Source organism: Cytophagaceae bacterium (assembly GCA_016722655.1).
GTDB lineage: Bacteria > Bacteroidota > Bacteroidia > Cytophagales > Spirosomataceae > Leadbetterella.
The window spans coordinates 618,133-635,422 of sequence record JADKIR010000004.1 but is presented as its reverse complement, the minus strand read 5'-3'; the positions used below and the strand labels follow the sequence as shown (position 1 = coordinate 635,422).

Here is a 17,290-nt window from a genome sequence, read left to right as displayed (position 1 = left end):
TAATATTTTGAAATAATAAATGTTAAATTGACGCTTATTTTCAGAAATATATATATTCCTGTATTTTATTCAACAAAAATCACTTAAAAATGAAAAAGAACATATTGAAAAAAAGTTTGTTAGGGATATTGCTTCCTGCCTTCTTTTTGACTCAAATTTCCTGTGCTCAGAAAAATGTAAAAACTTTAAAATCGGCTTACAAAAAAGACTTCGTTATGGGAGTAGCTATTGGTACCGAGCATATTCTGGAAAAGGATGCCAAAGCCAATGAATTGATTAAGTCTGAATATAACGGCATTACTGCAGAAAATATCATGAAAGCTGAGGTGATTCATCCACAGTGGGACAAATACAATTTTGACCTGGCTGACAAATTTGTGGATTTGGGTAAAAAAAATAACATGTACATCACCGGTCATACTTTAGTGTGGCATTCTCAGCTTCCTCCATTTATCAGAAGAAACACCAGTAAAGATTCTGTTCAGACTTTCATGAGAAATCACATAGCGACTGTTGCCGGCAGATATGCAGGGAAAATTGACAGCTGGGATGTAGTAAACGAAGCTCTGGAAGAAGACGGAACCCTTCGGAAATCTGTTTATCTCAAAACTCTGGGTGAAGGTTACATTCAGGAAGCATTTGAACTTGCCGCCAAAGCCGACCCAAAAGCCGCTCTGTATTACAATGATTATAACATTGAGCAACCTGCCAAAAGAAAAGGAGCCATCGAAATCGTAAAAAAATTGAAAGCCGCCGGAGTAAAAATTGATGGTGTAGGTATTCAGGGTCACTGGAGTATCAATACTTTGAATCTGCAGGAAATCGAAGATGCAATCGTTGACTTTTCAAAATTAGGGGTAAAAGTTGCTTTTACCGAGCTAGATCTTACCGTTTTACCCAATCCATGGGATATGAAAGGTGCTGATGTTAACCAGAGTTATAAAAATTCGCCACAAATGAATCCTTATACTGCCGGTATGCCTGATTCAGTTGGTGTGGTATTGGCCCAAAAATATGAAGACTTGTTTAAACTGTTTTTGAAGCATAAAGACACAATAAGCCGAATCACCTTCTGGGGTGTAAATGACGGTCATTCATGGCTCAATGGTTTCCCGATTCGTGGTCGCGTAAATTATCCTTTGCTTTTTGATAGAAATTATGAAAAGAAAAAGGCTTATTTTTCAGTTTTAAATCTAAAAAAGTAAACCTTAATCTATAAAATCATGAGTCAAGAATCTCAAAAACTCTCTGTACTTGAAAAAATTGGGTATAGTCTCGGCGATTTGGCGGCCAATCTGGTATTCCAGACCTTGGTAACCTATCTGGCCTATTTTTACACCGATATTTACGGCCTGAAAACCGAAGATGCTACCCTGGTAACACTTTTTGTAGGTCTTTTTGCGGCATTTGTATTTAATCCTGTGATGGGTGCCATCGCTGACCGTACCAGTACCCGTTGGGGAAAATTCCGTCCCTGGATTCTCTGGACGGCCATTCCACTTGGAATAGCAGCACTTTTGGCATTTAGCACTCCTGATTTTTCGTATAAAGGAAAAGTAATTTATGCGGTTATTACTTATAGCTTTTTGCTTTTGTTGTATGCTGCCAATAACCTGCCTTATTCAGCATTAAGTGGTGTGATTACCAGTGACATGGGCGAGCGTAACAGCATGTCGGCCTATAGGTTTGTGGCGGTTATGTTTTCACAGTTTTTTGTGCAGGTTTTTATGTACAACCTTATCCTAAAAGCCGGAGGAGGCGATAAAGCCGTAGGTATCGAAAAAGTAATGACAATACTGGCCATCGTGGGTACCCTAATGCTATTGATTACTTTTTTGACTACCAAAGAAAGAGTGGTTCCCAAACCCGAGCAAAAATCTTCTCTTTCCGAAGACCTTAAGGACCTTTCCAAAAACATTCCATGGATCATCATGTTGGTAGTAACCACTTTGATTTTTATTACCCTGGCTATGAAAGGAGGCTCTTATGTATATTATTTTGAAAACTACGTTGACAAGGCCCAGATTACAGCTTTTCTTGATCCGATAAAGCCCTATTTGCCCACTTTTGAAAACGACACAGCCATGGGCTTAGGAGTGTTTAACGGAGGTGGTATTCTAATAGGATTAATCGGTATTATGTGGTCCAAAAAACTTGCCGATAAGTTTGGGAAAAGAAATGTTTTTATGGCCTCATTGTTTGTTTCGACCTTGTTTATTCTTGTTTTTTATTTTTATCCTCCCCAAAGTGTAGGATTGATGTTTTTGACTCAGATACTCCACATGTTTTTTTATGGTATCAGCACCCCGATTCTATGGACCATGATAGCCGATGTGGCCGATTATTCTGAATGGAAAAACAACCGTAGGGCTACAGCAATCATTTTTGCTGCTATGATGATTGGTCTAAAAGGTGGTCTGAGTATAGGAAGTGCACTTTTAACCAAAATTTTGAATATTTTTGATTATCAACCAGGAAGTACCACCGGTCAGTCGGCAGAAACTATCAATGGTATCAAAATGCTTGTAAGTGTTTTTCCTTCGATTTCATTTTTTATCGCATTTGGTCTTTTGTTTTTTTATGAAATAAATAAGAATATGGAAGGGCAGATTCAATCTGATTTAGAAAAAAGAAGGGGCTGAAAGTTCCGGGTGCCGGGTTAGGAGTATCGAGTTTTGTGTCACCCTGAGCTGAGCTTGTCCCGAGCTTGGCAAGGGGTCGAAGGGTGATTGTGAGTTAAAACGGTTGATTACTACTCGTTGCCTGTTAACTTAAAAATGGAAATGGTCACAAGTTGTAAAGGAATCTTCCTAACTTTCCAACTTACCATCTTTCCAACTAAAAAAAATAAAGGTCACAAGTTGCAAAGAAAACTTTCTCTCTTACCAACTAACCACCTTTTCAACTAAGAAATTAAACTTTTAAAAAAATGCCAGAAGATAGCATAGAACACATTGATTTTAAAGAGCTTAATAAAAAGGCAATTTCACAGCCTTTAGTGTCTCATATTTATACAGCCGACCCATCGGCACATGTATTTGATGGGAAAATTTATATTTATCCATCACATGATGTGGACGCGGGCGAAGCATTTGATGACCTCGGAAGTCATTTTGCAATGGAAGATTACCATGTGATTTCGATGGACAGCATTGATAGTCCGGCCAAAGATCATGGCGTTGCCTTGCATGTAGATCAGGTTCAATGGGCCGAAAAACAAATGTGGGCACCGGATGCTAACGAAAAAGACGGCAAATATTATCTTTTCTTTCCTGCGAAAGATCATGATGGGATTTTCAAAATCGGTGTGGCCATCAGCGATTCTCCTACCGGGCCATTTAAACCACAGCCCGAAGCTATAAAAGATAGCTTCTCTATCGACCCGGCTGTTTTCAAAGACGACGATGGCTCCTATTATATGTATTTTGGAGGCATCTGGGGCGGACAGCTCCAGCGTTGGCGTGAAGGGGTTTTTAATGCTTCGTCGCCGGAAAGCCCGTTTGCCCACTTACCTGCTGAAAACGAGCCTGCATTATGCCCGAAAGTAGCCAAGTTGACAGATGACCTACTTGAATTTGCCCATCCTGCCAAAGATTTAGTGATTTTGGATGAAAATGGTCAGCAACTGCTTCAGGGTGATATTGACCGCAGATTTTTTGAGGCCTCCTGGATGCACAAATACAACGGAAAATACTATTTCTCCTATTCAACAGGTGACTCACATTATATCTGCTACGCCATTGGTGACAACCCTTACGGGCCATTTACCTATGCCGGTAGGATTCTCGAACCTGTAGTGGGCTGGACTTCCCATCATTCTATTTGTGAGGTTGCCGGCAAATGGTATTTATTCTATCATGATTCCAGTCTTTCAGAAGGTGTTACGCACCTGAGAAGTGTAAAATTAGCCGAAATCCAATACGATGCCGATGGCAAGATTCTGACTTTAGAGCCGTATCGCAAGTAGGAAGTTTTTATATTGTTTGTTATCATCAAACAATTTCGATCTTGTACATCTTCTGTATGTCATGTCGAGGCTAGATGAAATAGGATTGGAAACTCTATTTCATCTATTTTAAGTCTAAATCTAAAATAAATGGTATACAAATAAATGACCAGCATGCTTTTACAGAATAAGGGAAAGTGAGAATGAATCGGCTAAACAATAATTTCGGATTGGAAATCCTCCCTTCCTCGCTTCGACATCGGGAAGATATCAAAGAGCTGATGATATCTCAGATTAAAATATACGTCTATTTATCTACTTTTGTTTCCAATTAAATTTTGGTTTCAGACTGCCATCAATAAAAACATTTCTTCATCGTAGATACGATTACGTACAACTCCACTTAAACCAGTTTTATTATTGGAATAAGTCAAAAGATCATTACGTAGGATTATTAAATGTGGTACTTGCGGAGTCATGGCATTCAATATATTTTGTGCCTCTACTATTTTTTTATTCTCAATTGCGGCATGTGCAATAAGCATTTTGTTAAATGGTTTATTTGCAATTGTTTTATTTATTTCATTAGCTTCATACAATGCCTTTATGTCATAGGAAAGCTTCAATCTGATTTTTGTCACACTGATTGCTGTTAAATAATATTGAATATCTTCGATATTTTTAGACTGAGAATAACCATTCTCGAAAATAGCCAATGCTTTTTGAAAATTTCCCTTTTTTAAATTAAACATGCCCAAAATATGGTACTCAACTCTATCATCCGAATTTTTTAGTATAGGTTTTTCATCCCATTTTCTGAAATCAGCAATTTGTAATTTTCCAAGTAAGAGCAAAACGGAAAGGCGGCCTATTTTTGTATAACTGTAGTTAGGGAATAGTTTAATAGTTTCATCATAACAACTTAATGCTTTTTCATATTGTCCTTGTACCTTCAAAATCTCAGCTTTGATATTTCTTGGAACAATTTCTTTTGGAAAATCTTTGATAATTTGATTGATTAATTTTTCAGCGTCTTCATATTGTCCTATTGCCTTTAAAATCTCAGTTTTGATGGTTCGTGGAACAATTTCTTTTGGAAAATCTTTGATAATTTGGTCAATTAACTTTTCAGCTTCCTCATATTGTCCTTGTGCTTTTAAAATCTCGGCTTTAATCGTTCTTGAAACAATGTCATTTGGAAAATCCTTAATTATTTGGTCAATTAATTTTTCAGCTTCCTCATATTGTCCTGTTACTTTCAAAATCTCAACTTTGATAGTTCTTGGTACAATTTCATTTGGAAAATTTTGGATTGTTTGGTCGATTAATTCTTCGGCTAACTCATATTGCCCTTTTGCCTTCAAAATCTCAGCTTTGATATTTCTTGGAACAATTTCTTTTGGAAAATCTTTGATTATTTGGTCGATTAATTTTTCAGCGTCTTCATATTGTCCTTTTGCCTTCAAAATCTCAGCTTTGATAGTTCTTGGTACAATATCATTTGGAAAATCTTTAATAGTTTGATTAATTATATTTTCTGCCTCCTCGTAATATCCTCTTTTCAACAAAATGTTTGTTCTTAATGTAAAAGGGAAAGCGTCATCATAATTGCCTAAAATATCAATATAGCCTACAAATTCTTCAGCAAGGTCTAATTGGTTAATGTCAAAAAAACGTTGAGAAAGATTAGTTAAGGTTTTTATTACGTCAGCTTGTCTGCTATTTCTGCAATTATGCTCTAAAAGTTGGTAAGCTCTTTTTTGTACGTTATAAATGTCATTTTCTTGGGCAAAAGCAATGATGATTTCAATGTTATTTGCAAGTTTTCCTTGAAAATCCTCGGTAAAAGTACGTTTTTTTGTTTTTTTAGTTATTTTTTGGTCTTTCTTCTTGTATTTATCTAGGCTAATAAAGTTTGTCAATAACTCATTAATATTGTAGTCGTTTTGGTCAAAATCAATCTCATTTTCTTCATGAGCCACATGAATATAGTCGTTTTCAAAGAAATTGTTTTGTACGTCATTTTTAAAATCAGTCAAAAACTTACTTAGCTGAGGTATATATTTTTTTAGAGAAGCATTAAACGACAAATCAAGTACGATTTTGTTGAGGGCTTTTTCGTCGGCTTTAATGGCAGCCTTAAAAAAACTAGTAAAAACACCTTCGCTCTCAAAAGTATCTTTTATACGAGGAAGCGTTTGGCTTAGTTCATAATTCAGAACTTTTTGGCTAAAAAAAAACTGTAAGCCACCTATCACTTCACCTTTTTGAGCAAGACATTCGTAGAAATAAGAAGTTTTATTACAGCCATTGGATTGGCTAATACCTAGAGCTTGAGTTAAATCGGCTTCTTTAGGAACATGATTTCCAAACAAGCGATTTTGCACAAAATTATACGTATTGGTGTCTCCCAAAAGGCTTTCAGCTTGTTGGATAGCCATTTTTCGAGTACTTATTGACAACACAGGGTCAAAACCTGCAATAGTAGAGTTTAGAGCATCAAAATTGTGTTTTTGAGTTTTTAACTGCTCAAAAACCTGCTCAACAGTTACATTTTCTAAGGTATCAATTTCGGTTTCGCTATCAAAAAAGAAATCAACATCTTGCCTAACACATGGTTTAGTAGTTTGTTTTCGGAGATTCAATGCAAAAGCACCCTCTTTTGTTTTAAAGAGTGCTTGTCCAGTTTGTCCATTTAAAAATGCTTGCCCTAACATTATTGTTCTATCCAATCAATACCCAAAGAGGTAAGATGGTTTTTTATTTTTGCTAATTTTAATTTGTCCAAAGATTCAGTTAGAATAGATGAACCTTTTACCGACTCAACAGATTCTTTGTTGAAAGGCCCAAAAATATGTACTTCTATAAAATCATCGGTTTTCCTATCGCCAGTGCTTTTCAACAAAATTTCCGCAAAGGTAGTTTTATTTTTCTTGATTATTTCTCCGGCACACTTCACAACAGCCAATAAGTGTTTGTTTTGCCATGTTGCTTTATAACCGTTGGGTATTTTATCAAAATATTTTTGTACAATAATATACGAGTTTTCTTCTAACACTGTTGCACGTTGAGCTATGGCAATATCTTTCAAAGACAGCGAATAATCAGCATAAGATTTTAAGCCAGATTTGTCAAGAGAAAGTGTTGCATAGCGAATATTGTCTGCATAACTCCCAAAAAGAAAGCCTTCCACTCCGTTTCTTTGTTTATCAAATTCAGATTTAGCATAAGCTCTTGTTTCGCCTGCTGTAGCACGTCCATAAGAACTATATAGATTATTTTTTGTAACAATAAAAGTTTCGAGATAATCTAAATCTATATTTACTACCGCTCTTGCATCTGTTTTTATGGCATCTTCAAAGTCTTTAATTTTGTTTTTATGAGCATCTGATGTTATTTTCAGAGAGACTTCATCATAACGACTACGCAACGAATCAAATTCTTCTGGTCTTTTAGCATCATTAACGTTAGGATATCCTAAAAAAGTACCACAAGAAACACAGTTTTGAACAACTAATGAATTTTCGTATTTGCAAGTTGGACAATCGATCATAAATGAGCTTATCAACGGGAATTGTGGTTAAATATAGTATTTTTTTTCGAAAAAAAAAACTTTAAGATGTTTCTCTGAAAAATAAAAAAAAATTGAATAAATTGAGTTGTGTTATTATTTAAACTATCAACTCTATTGAACTGAAGACGTCAAAAAGATACAAAATGAGTATTTGCCAAATTATTGCCCAAATTTTATTAAAAATAGAAATCGAATTTGTCACTTCTTTTTACGAAATTCACACCAAATTATTCAACTATAAAAAATGAAAAAACATCTGCTTGTTTTCGTATTCGCATTAATTGTTTTTGATAAATCCTTCTCCCAAATCCGGGTTCCAAGCTTAATATCTGACAATATGGTATTGCAGCGGGATAAACCTGTAAAAGTGTGGGGTTGGGCCTCACCTAAAGAGAAGATTTCGCTTACGCATAACAAAAAGACAATCAAAACGACAGCCACTCCTGAAGGGAAATGGGAAATTGTACTCCCGGCACAATCAGCGGCTACCGGTCAGGAAATAGTTTTGAAAGGAAAAAATGAAATCAGAATCAAAAATGTAGCCTTTGGGGATGTGTATTTTTGCTCTGGTCAGAGCAATATGGTACATCAGATGGAGCTGCACCATGTGCTGTATGCAAAAGACATCGCTGAGGCCAATAATCCAGATATCCGGCATTTCTGGATCCCGACCATGACCCATCTTTCCGGTCCCAAAGATGACATTCCTAACGCTTCATGGAAAGTTACCAACCCTGAAAATGTGCGTCAGTTTTCAGCTGTGGCCTATTTTTTTGCAAAAAAGATTTATGATAAATACAAAATTCCTGTTGGTCTTATCAATGCAAGCGTTGGAGGAACACCCATAGAGGCCTGGACCAGCGAAGATGGCCTTAAGGATTTTGAGAGTATTTATGCTACAATCCAAAAAAACAAAGACACGGCTTTTGTAAACAGATTTTCAAGATTCCCGAGACCACAGTTTAAATCAGAAGACAAAGGCCTTTCAGAAACTCCCAAATGGTTTGAAATAAATTATCAACCCAAAGGCTGGCTACCCATCACCGTTCCCGGCTATTGGGAAGATCAGGGCATAAAAGACCTCAACGGAGTGGTTTGGTACCGAAAAGAAGTGGAAGTGCCGGCATCATTCGTTAGTAAACCCGCGAAGGTTTTTCTGGGAAGAATCGTGGATGCTGACATGCTGTATATCAATGGGAAGCAGGTGGGTCAAACCACCTACATGTATCCGCAACGCAGGTATCCTTTGCCTGATGGCTTGTTGAAAGCCGGCAAAAATATATTTGTGGTAAAAGTTACCAATAATGGCGGAAAAGGAGGCTTTGTGCCCGACAAACCTTATTCTCTTATTGCCGGAAACGATACTTTGGACCTGAAAGGAACCTGGCAATATAAAGTAGGAGAAGCATTTGCTCCGATGGGTGGTTTCTTCCCGGGTTTTTCAGCTCAGAACCAGCCGGCAACACTTTACAATGCCATGGCAGCACCTGTGACACCTTACGGCATAAAAGGATTTTTGTGGTATCAGGGCGAAAGCAATGCCGGCAGACCACAAATTTATACCGATTTACAGAAAGCACAGATTTTGGATTGGAGAAAACAATGGAATCAAGGGGAATTGCCTTTCCTATTTGTGCAGTTGCCCAACTTTATGGATGCCAGTTATCTTCCTTCTGAAAGTCAATGGGCCGAGCTGAGGGAGGCTCAACTGAAAGCCACTGAAGTACCCAATACTGCCATGGCTGTGGGTATTGACCTCGGTGAATGGAATGACATACACCCTGACAATAAGAAAGATGTAGGTGAAAGGCTGGCTTTGGCAGCAATGAATGTGATTTATGAAGAAAAACAAACTGAGTATTCTGGTCCAAGATTGGTATCTAATGAGGTTATAGACAAAAAGATGGTTTTGACTTTCGACCATTTGTCTGAATCCATTCATTCAAAAGACGGAGAAGAGCTTAGATGGTTTTCGGTGGCAGGTTCTGACAAAAAATTTCATTGGGCAAAAGCCAGGATAGTTGATTTTAATAAAATAGAGTTGCAGAGTGATAAAGTCATTCGACCAAAATATGTGCGTTATGCCTGGCAAGATAATCCTACCGATGTTAATTTTTACAATTCTGCCGGCTTGCCTGCCTCGCCTTTCCGAACCGATGGCCAGGATTTGGATGAGAAAAAGCCTTGGAAAGGTAAAAAATGTGCAGTGGTACTTACTTATGACGATGCCCTCAATGTGCACCTTGACAACGTGATTCCTGCTTTGGATTCGCTGGGTTTGAAAGGTACTTTTTATATGACTGTTTCGTCTGAAGCTTCTCAAAAAAGAATCAATGACTGGCGAAGAGCAGCTGGAAATGGGCATGAATTAGGCAATCATACAGTTTATCACCCTTGCGATGCTACAGGTCCGGGAATGTCATGGGTAAAACCTGAGTATGATTTGAGTAAATACACGATGAGCCAGATTCAGGCCGAAATCAAAATGTGTAATGCTTATTTGAAAGCCATTGACGGAAAAGACAAAAGGACCTTTGCTTTTACATGTGGACATAAGAAAGTTGCTGAAGGGGAGTTTATTCAGACGATGAGTAAAGAATTCATTGCTGCTCGGTCTGTGAGACATGAAATGCATTCATTTCAGGATCAAAAAATGATGGACATAGATTGCTACAGTATGGTGGATCAAACCGGTGAACAGATGATCGAGTTGGTAAAACAAGCCGAAAAAGAAGGTAAATTATTGGTGTTTTTATTTCATGGAGTAGGAGGAGAGCATAATCTTAATGTAAGCAAAGAAGCTCACAGTCAGCTGATTCATTATTTGGAGGAAAATCAAAAAGATATTTATGTGGACACTATGTTTAATGTCTCTGAAAATATAAATGCATTGAGGAAATGATGCTGTTTGCCTGGTCAAAGTGTAGGTAAACTATCAAGAATAATACAATGTCACTAAGCAGAGCACCAATTTTAAGTCCCTCTCCCTCTGGAAAAGGATATAGGGGGAGGTTTAAAGGCAAAAATTTTCTAAACCTAACGACATTTTAGAATGAATTAAATTTTTCAACCAAAATAAAAATGAAAAAACTCATTTCCTTAATTGCCATTATTTTTATTTGCCAAATTGCCTATGCCCAATTTGGTCTTTCTCCGGCACAGCGGGATAGTATTAACAAACTAACCGAAGCCGATTATAGTCAGATGCTTAGCCAGTTGAATATTGATAAGAGTCAGATAAGAAGAGGGCCGTCTGGAAATCCGAAAGACCCCAATGCTGCCAACAGTGACGAAAACAAGGTGAATACTTATATTTTACCTGACCCTTTAATTTTAAAAAATGGCAAAAAAGTAAGCTCGGTTAAAGTATGGAATGAGCAAAGACGTCCTGAAATCGTCATGGATTTTGAAAATGAGGTTTATGGAAAATTACCTGAAAATATTCCGGGAGTAAATTGGCAGGTGGTATATAGTCGGGATACGGTAATTGGCAATTTTCCGATAAAAGAGAAATTATTAAAAGGAATTGTTGATAATTCTGCCTATCCTAAAATAAATGTAGTGATAAATTTATTGGTTGCTACTCCTTTAGGTGCGAAAAATGCCGTTCCTGTGGTTATAGAATTTGGTTTTATTAAAAATCCATTTTCGTCTGGTCCTATTAAACCAATGGGATTAGGAGGAGCTGGTGAACCCACCTGGCAGGAACAGTTAATTTCCAGAGGGTATGGATATGCAATTCTTGAACCATCAAGCATTCAGGCTGATAATGGTGCTGGCCTATCCAGTGGAATTATTGGGTTAACTAATAAAGGGTTGTATCGAAAACCCGACGATTGGTGTACTTTGAGAGCATGGGCATGGGGTGCTAGCAGAGCTTTGGATTATTTTGAAACTGACAAAGATATTGATGCTACAAAAATTGCCATCGAGGGTTTGTCAAGATATGGTAAAGCAGCTTTGGTAACGATGGCTTTTGAACCTCGCATCTCTTTAGGATTCATTGGTTCAAGTGGAGCAGGAGGTGCAAAAATATTGAGACGGAATTTTGGAGAACAAGTAGAGAATCTGGCTTCATCATCAGAATATCATTGGTTTTGTGGAAATTTTATAAAATATACAAGCCAGAAAACAACGGCTGATTTACCGGTCGATGCCCACGAGTTAGTAGCGATTTGTGCTCCCAGGCCAGTATTTATCAGTGCAGGGTCTCCCCAAGTTGAAGGCAACTGGATTGATGCTAAAGGGATGTTCCTGGGAGGTGTACATGCAGGACCAGTCTATAAATTATTTGGAAAAAAGGATTTGGGAACTTCAATATTTCCAAAAATGGGAGCAGCCTTGATTGGAGGTGAACTGGCATTCAGGCAACACGCCGGCGGGCACAGCACAGGCCCCAACTGGAGCACATGGATAGCCTGGGCCGGAAAATATTGGGATTAATCTATAATTGTATCGTTTGGATTCTTCGATTAGAACCACCAAAGCAACCCAGCCCTCCTTTTACATTGGTGAAAACAGGGTAAGGCTCAGCAAAAGGATTGTTTTCTGTATTTTCATGTTTAATAATAGAAAGGTGGTATTTACGGTAATTTTCTTCAATACTGAGTACTTCCATCACTATTTTGGGTCTTTTCTCCGATAATTTGGTGTTGTATTCGGTTCCGTTAAAATTTACCTGATGTTCGGGGATTTGAGGAAAAATTATTCCTACCGGTGATTCCAGCACAAATCCATCCCGATTAGCGTCATCGATATAAGCGTCAGTATCGGTAAATCTTCCATTCCAATTTGCCGCTGTTCTACCGATTCTAGGTTCATAAATTACGCCTGATTCTCCATTTAATAATGGCCTTAGATATTCGTATTCCAGATAGGCCCTGACTCTGTAAAAATCTGCCTGATTCTGGACATCAGAAAATCTGAATTGAACCCTGAAACCTTTCTGGTTTATTCCAAAACCACTTTGATACACGCTATCAATGGCAAATGATGCAATTAACGGCCTTCTCAAGGGGACCACACATTTGGCTTCAGCAACCCGGCCCTTTGATTTCACCTGTAAATTGTAGGTTATTCCACTTCTAATCGGGAAGCTTCGGGTTGAAATTTTATATACCTGGAATATTTTGTCAAATTCGAGTTTCGCATTTATCGTACCATTTGAAATCATTACTTCTGCGTCCGGAATGACGTTGCTTTCATCACTTACCAGTGTGTCACCATTGTCTATGACAAAACCGGCATTGGATCTTTTGTAATCTGTAAATAAAGGACTTGATTCGGTTACTTTTACCATAACTTCCGAATCCTGTGGAGAAATAAATGAAGCTATCACGATCTGAGCTTTTGTATCTAACAACTGGTCGCCGGGAATATCTTCCAAAATGGTTTCGCATGAAATCAGAAAGCCTGATAAAAATATCAGGAGGTATTTAAGGGAATCTTTTGTTCTGTTCATGATCCTAAAATTTAAAACTGTAAGAAACCGATGGTACAATTGGAAAAAGTGAATATCGTTTCATGACCAATTGCCCTTCAGCCTGATCCTGATTTTGCTCATTAATAGCAATGCTGTTTTCGGTACTGTTTCCTGTTATATAAAAAAATGGATTCCGGCGGTTGTATGCATTGTAAACCCCTATTTCCCAGGTTCTTTCATGTCTTTTTTTCTTTTTATGAAATTGTACTGCCGCATCTAATCTATGGTAATTTTCGGCTCTGAAGGCATTTCGGGCACTGTATTCATTGACTCTGTTGGATCCAAAATATGGAAATCCCGGTAATTGATTTTCAGCATTTCGGGGCATTCTTTCCGAGAATACAGTATATTCAGAAACAGGAACTGTTAGGGCATTTCCTGTGCCATAAACCCAGGTAGCCGACAAGGTTATTTTTTTCGATAATTCATAAATACCAACTATAGAAATGTCGTGTCTCCGGTCGTATTTTGGAAAAAATTTATTTCCAAAGTTGAGCTCATCAAACTGCCATTCGGTTTTTGACCAGGTATAACCCGTCCAACCCGAAAACTTTCCGATTTTTTTCTGTAGTAAAATCTCAAAACCGTAAGACCAGCCTTGCCCTGTAGTAACCTGGGATTGCCAATCAAACTCGGCTTGATTTTCAGGGTTGTCAATCACCAAAAAACTAGCCCCCTCTTTATAACTGATGATATTTTTCATTTTTTTGTAATAACCTTCCAAAGTGAGAGTGAGGCCTTGTTTGTCAAGGTCTTTGGCTATTCCTGCAGCATACTGAATGGATTGCTGAGGAGGTATTTTATCAGTGGTAGGTACCCATAAGTCGGTTGGTAAGCCGATACTGGAATTGGAAAGTAAGTGTACAAATTGGTTCATAAGTGCATAAGAACCCTTAACTGAAGTTGAAGAATTTAGGGTATATGATGCTGAAATCCTGGGTTCAAGTCTTGTATAGGTTTTTCCTTTTCCTGTGTATAAAGAGAGCCTCAGTCCACCATTAATTTTTATTTTTTTTCCAATACTGGCAATATCTTCTACATAAAAACCGGTTTCATTAACGTCTATTTCTTCGATTTTGTTGGAATATAAATTGATGTTTTCGTCGCTCAATACAGTTGCACTAGGTGTGAAGCGATGGAAAATACTTTGCAATCCAAATTTTATCTGATTCTGTGGATTCATAAAATAATCCAGGTCATATTTTACCGTCCAGTCCCTTATGCCGGAGCTATAGTTTAGTTCATAAACTTTTTCATTACCAGTATCAATATTTTGTGTTGTATTTTTTGACAATATTCCGAAGTCATATTTGCTGAAAATCAATGAAGTATTGGCAAAAAGTTTTTGATTAAAAAGATGGTTCCATCGGAAAGTGGCAGTTTGGTTGCCCCATTTGATACCGTTTTCGAGGTCGGTTATTGGGTCTGAAATATTTGCAGCAAAATTATCATTTCCAAAATAGCTACTCAGATAAAGTTTGTCTTTTCTACCTAATTCATAATTTATTTTTGCGTTTAAATCATAGAAAAAATATCCTCCTGTGACCTGATTGCTCAATCCTTTTTGACGGGCTTTTATAAACGGCTGGCTGATTACATCAATATACGTTCTCCTGCCCGACACCAAAAAACTGCTTTTGTTTTTTTTGATGGGCCCCTCCAATGTAAGTCTGGATGATATGATTCCTATACCCCCTTCGCCCGTAAATTTTTCCTTATTGCCATCTTTCATATTTAAGTCAATAACTGAAGATAGCCTGCCGCCATAGCGTGCCGGAAACCCTCCTTTGGTGAGTTCAACGCTTTTCAGTGCATCACCATTAAAAGTTGAAAAAAAGCCAAAAAGGTGGTTGGCATTATAAACTATGGCATCATCAAGAATAATCAGGTTTTGATCAGGGCCGCCACCTCGTACATAAAGACCACTCTGTCCTTCTGATCCTTTTTGCACACCGGGCATCAGTTGTAAAACTTTCAAAACGTCTTTTTCACCAAGTAAAGTTGGTATTTTTCTGATCTGACTTACCGGCAAATCGATTTTACTCATTTGCGGTGTTTCGCTTACTCTATTTTCTTGTTTTCGGGCCGAAACCACCAACTCTTCAAGTAAATTTTTAGATTCTAATTCCAGATCTAATTCATGGTTTTTGTCAAGAAATATTTTTTGGCTAATGGCTTGGTAACCAACCATTGAAAAAACAATCACACATTCCTGATTTGCCGGCAATGAAATTGAATAAAAACCATAAGTGTTGGAAACCGCATGTCGGTTAGAATTCTCCAACCTTACCGTAACTCCAATCAAAGCTTCTTTGCTGCCTTTTTCTTTGATATAACCACTGATGGTTCGTGTATTTTGAGACCAGGTATTTGAGTGAAACCCAAAAACCAACAGAAAAACAAATAGAGATATCCTCATTGAAAAATTGGTAATTGTATTTTCACCATATCTATATTACGGAGATTTTTACTGATTGGTTATTTTCTTATTTAAAATATCCGGGAATTATTTAAAATCAGGGTTCTATAAAATTTGAAAGTAGAACTTTTCCGATTTTTGAATATTCAAATGGTAGATCAGAATAATATTTGCATTATTTTTTCTTCGATAAATCTATCAAAGTAATATTCCTGAAATCAATTTCCTGACCTTCAGACTGCAAGGCAATGTAACCTTCTTTGAGTGGCTTGCCTTCCTGCCAAAGTTTTGGATCATAATTGTTGGCAACCCCACCACCCATTGTGGGCTTAGTATATTCCAAAACCACCTGACCTTCAATAATATGCTGTATCAGCGAGTCTCCATAAACTACCAATTCGGCTTTTATCCATTCCCCTGCTTTGTAGGTTTTCGAGCTGGAATTGATGCAATGTCTCGGATCTTTTTTGCCTTCAAAAACCACATCAGTGCCCGGCGAACACATGTTTCCGGTAGGCCTTGGCTCTCCTGGTTTTTCTTCTGCCAAAAGCTGCATTTCTACCGAGATCGGCCAGTCCTGCTCTTTCAGGATACTTTTGGGATCTTGTGAATGAAACATGACGCCGGAATTCAACCGGGTATAAATTGGGGCATCTTCCCGCCAAATTCCTGTAAAGCGATATTCAAATTTCAGCCGGTAATGTGAATACGGATTTTTGTAAAAAAGATGGCCAAACCGGTCATTGAATTTTTTATAACCATCATATCTTATTTTTATGATTCCATCCTCAACCCGGAACGTATTGGCATAATTATCCCCAGTTTCATGGTGATATATCTTGGGTGTCCATCCTTCCAGGTTTTTACCATTGAAAAGTTTGATTTCTTTGTTCTTTTGTGAAAAAGATGAAATTGATATGAACATCACTCCAAACGTAAGAAGAACAGCCTTCATAGGGTTATAATTTTTAAGGGTTGAATTATTTACACCTAAATGTATGAAAAAAGGTCATTTCTAAAAATTTCCAGAGAAAATTAAAAAATATTTGCCTGTCCATCTTCGTACTTATTTGTCCGATTTTGGACAGAAAAAGTTTGATAAAAATTTATAAAATATTGAAAATAAGTAAAATAAACTTATGGCACAGAATTGGACTAAAATAAATTATTCATCTTAATCAAATGCTGGAAGTACAAAACTTAAGTAAATTTTATAAAGCTGGCTCGGGCAAAGTTTATGTCCTGAGAAATATTAACCTTAAAATTGCTGAAGGAGAATTTGTCTCAATCATGGGGCCTTCGGGTTCGGGTAAGTCAACGCTTTTGCATATTCTCGGACTGTTGGAAGAGGCTTCTGAAGGTACCTATAAACTTTTGGGAGAAAATGTGTCTTCGATTTCGGAGAAAAAAAGAACAGAAATACACCGAAACACCATAGGTTTTGTTTTTCAGGCTTATCATTTGATTGATGAGCTCACAGTTTATGAAAATATCGAAACGCCGCTTTTATATAAAAATATGCCTTCTTCTGAGCGAAAAAGCAAAGTGGCAGAGCTTCTGGACCGTTTTCAGATTGTAGCAAAAAAGGACCTTTTCCCGAGTCAGCTCTCAGGTGGACAACAGCAGTTGGTAGGTATTGCCCGTGCTCTGGCAGCTGAGCCCAAAATAATTCTGGCAGATGAGCCCACCGGAAACCTGCATTCAGACCAGGCCGAATACATCATGCAGATTTTTAAGGAATTAAATGAAAAAGATGGTGTCACAATAGTACAGGTGACTCACTCGGCCACTAATGCTGCTTATGGAAACAGAATTATTACACTCAAAGACGGGTGGATGGATTAAATAAAAAATTAAATTCCTTAATTT

The 17,290-nt window shown here is 37.5% G+C and carries 11 protein-coding genes; 6 read left to right on the top strand and 5 right to left on the bottom strand.

The annotated features are described in order from the left end of the window. The first annotated feature begins 89 nt into the window (after window positions 1-89). The 3 genes from IPP61_03340 to IPP61_03330 all read left to right on the top strand — a co-directional run bounded on the left by IPP61_03340 (window position 90) and on the right by IPP61_03330 (window position 3,967). Complete coding sequence (locus IPP61_03340; protein MBL0324208.1) at window positions 90-1,205, top strand: endo-1,4-beta-xylanase; 1,116 nt, start codon at window positions 90-92, stop codon at window positions 1,203-1,205. A gap of 18 nt (window positions 1,206-1,223) precedes the next feature. Then, entirely contained in the window at window positions 1,224-2,642 is a 1,419-nt protein-coding gene (locus tag IPP61_03335; protein MBL0324207.1) for an MFS transporter, read from the top strand. 287 nt (window positions 2,643-2,929) lie between these two features. Continuing rightward, on the top strand, window positions 2,930-3,967 hold the full coding sequence (locus IPP61_03330) for a glycoside hydrolase family 43 protein (protein MBL0324206.1): 1,038 nt from the start codon (window positions 2,930-2,932) through the stop codon (window positions 3,965-3,967). Between the two features lie 323 nt (window positions 3,968-4,290). Here IPP61_03330 and IPP61_03325 read toward each other — a convergent pair whose 3' ends face one another. Together IPP61_03325 and IPP61_03320 are read right to left on the bottom strand one after the other, a co-directional pair. Beyond that, window positions 4,291-6,663, bottom strand: a complete 2,373-nt coding sequence (locus IPP61_03325) for a tetratricopeptide repeat protein (protein ID MBL0324205.1) — start codon at window positions 6,661-6,663, stop codon at window positions 4,291-4,293. After that, window positions 6,663-7,499 carry a hypothetical protein gene (locus IPP61_03320; protein ID MBL0324204.1) on the bottom strand — a complete coding sequence of 279 codons (837 nt, stop codon included), beginning with the start codon at window positions 7,497-7,499 and terminating at the stop codon, window positions 6,663-6,665. Before IPP61_03320 ends, IPP61_03325 begins: the two co-directional genes overlap by 1 nt. 265 nt (window positions 7,500-7,764) lie before the next feature. Here IPP61_03320 and IPP61_03315 point away from each other — a divergent pair, with 265 nt between their 5' ends. Then, window positions 7,765-10,422 carry a polysaccharide deacetylase family protein gene (locus IPP61_03315; protein ID MBL0324203.1) on the top strand — a complete coding sequence of 886 codons (2,658 nt, stop codon included), beginning with the start codon at window positions 7,765-7,767 and terminating at the stop codon, window positions 10,420-10,422. A 179-nt stretch (window positions 10,423-10,601) separates the two neighbouring features. Then, on the top strand, window positions 10,602-11,963 hold the full coding sequence (locus IPP61_03310; protein ID MBL0324202.1) for an acetylxylan esterase: 1,362 nt from the start codon (window positions 10,602-10,604) through the stop codon (window positions 11,961-11,963). Window position 11,964: 1 nt separating this feature from the next. Here IPP61_03310 and IPP61_03305 read toward each other — a convergent pair whose 3' ends face one another. The 3 genes from IPP61_03305 to IPP61_03295 all read right to left on the bottom strand — a co-directional run bounded on the left by IPP61_03305 (window position 11,965) and on the right by IPP61_03295 (window position 16,376). Further along, complete coding sequence (locus IPP61_03305; GenBank protein MBL0324201.1) at window positions 11,965-12,981, bottom strand: DUF4249 domain-containing protein; 1,017 nt, start codon at window positions 12,979-12,981, stop codon at window positions 11,965-11,967. A 4-nt stretch (window positions 12,982-12,985) separates the two neighbouring features. After that, window positions 12,986-15,421 carry a TonB-dependent receptor gene (locus tag IPP61_03300; protein MBL0324200.1) on the bottom strand — a complete coding sequence of 812 codons (2,436 nt, stop codon included), beginning with the start codon at window positions 15,419-15,421 and terminating at the stop codon, window positions 12,986-12,988. Between the two features lie 175 nt (window positions 15,422-15,596). Then, window positions 15,597-16,376, bottom strand: coding sequence for a DUF1080 domain-containing protein (locus IPP61_03295; protein MBL0324199.1), 780 nt, complete (start codon window positions 16,374-16,376; stop codon window positions 15,597-15,599). 227 nt (window positions 16,377-16,603) lie between these two features. Here IPP61_03295 and IPP61_03290 point away from each other — a divergent pair, with 227 nt between their 5' ends. Next, window positions 16,604-17,266 (top strand): ABC transporter ATP-binding protein, encoded by a 663-nt coding sequence (locus IPP61_03290; GenBank protein ID MBL0324198.1) that lies wholly within the window; start codon window positions 16,604-16,606, stop codon window positions 17,264-17,266. The last annotated feature ends 24 nt before the right edge of the window (window positions 17,267-17,290 follow it).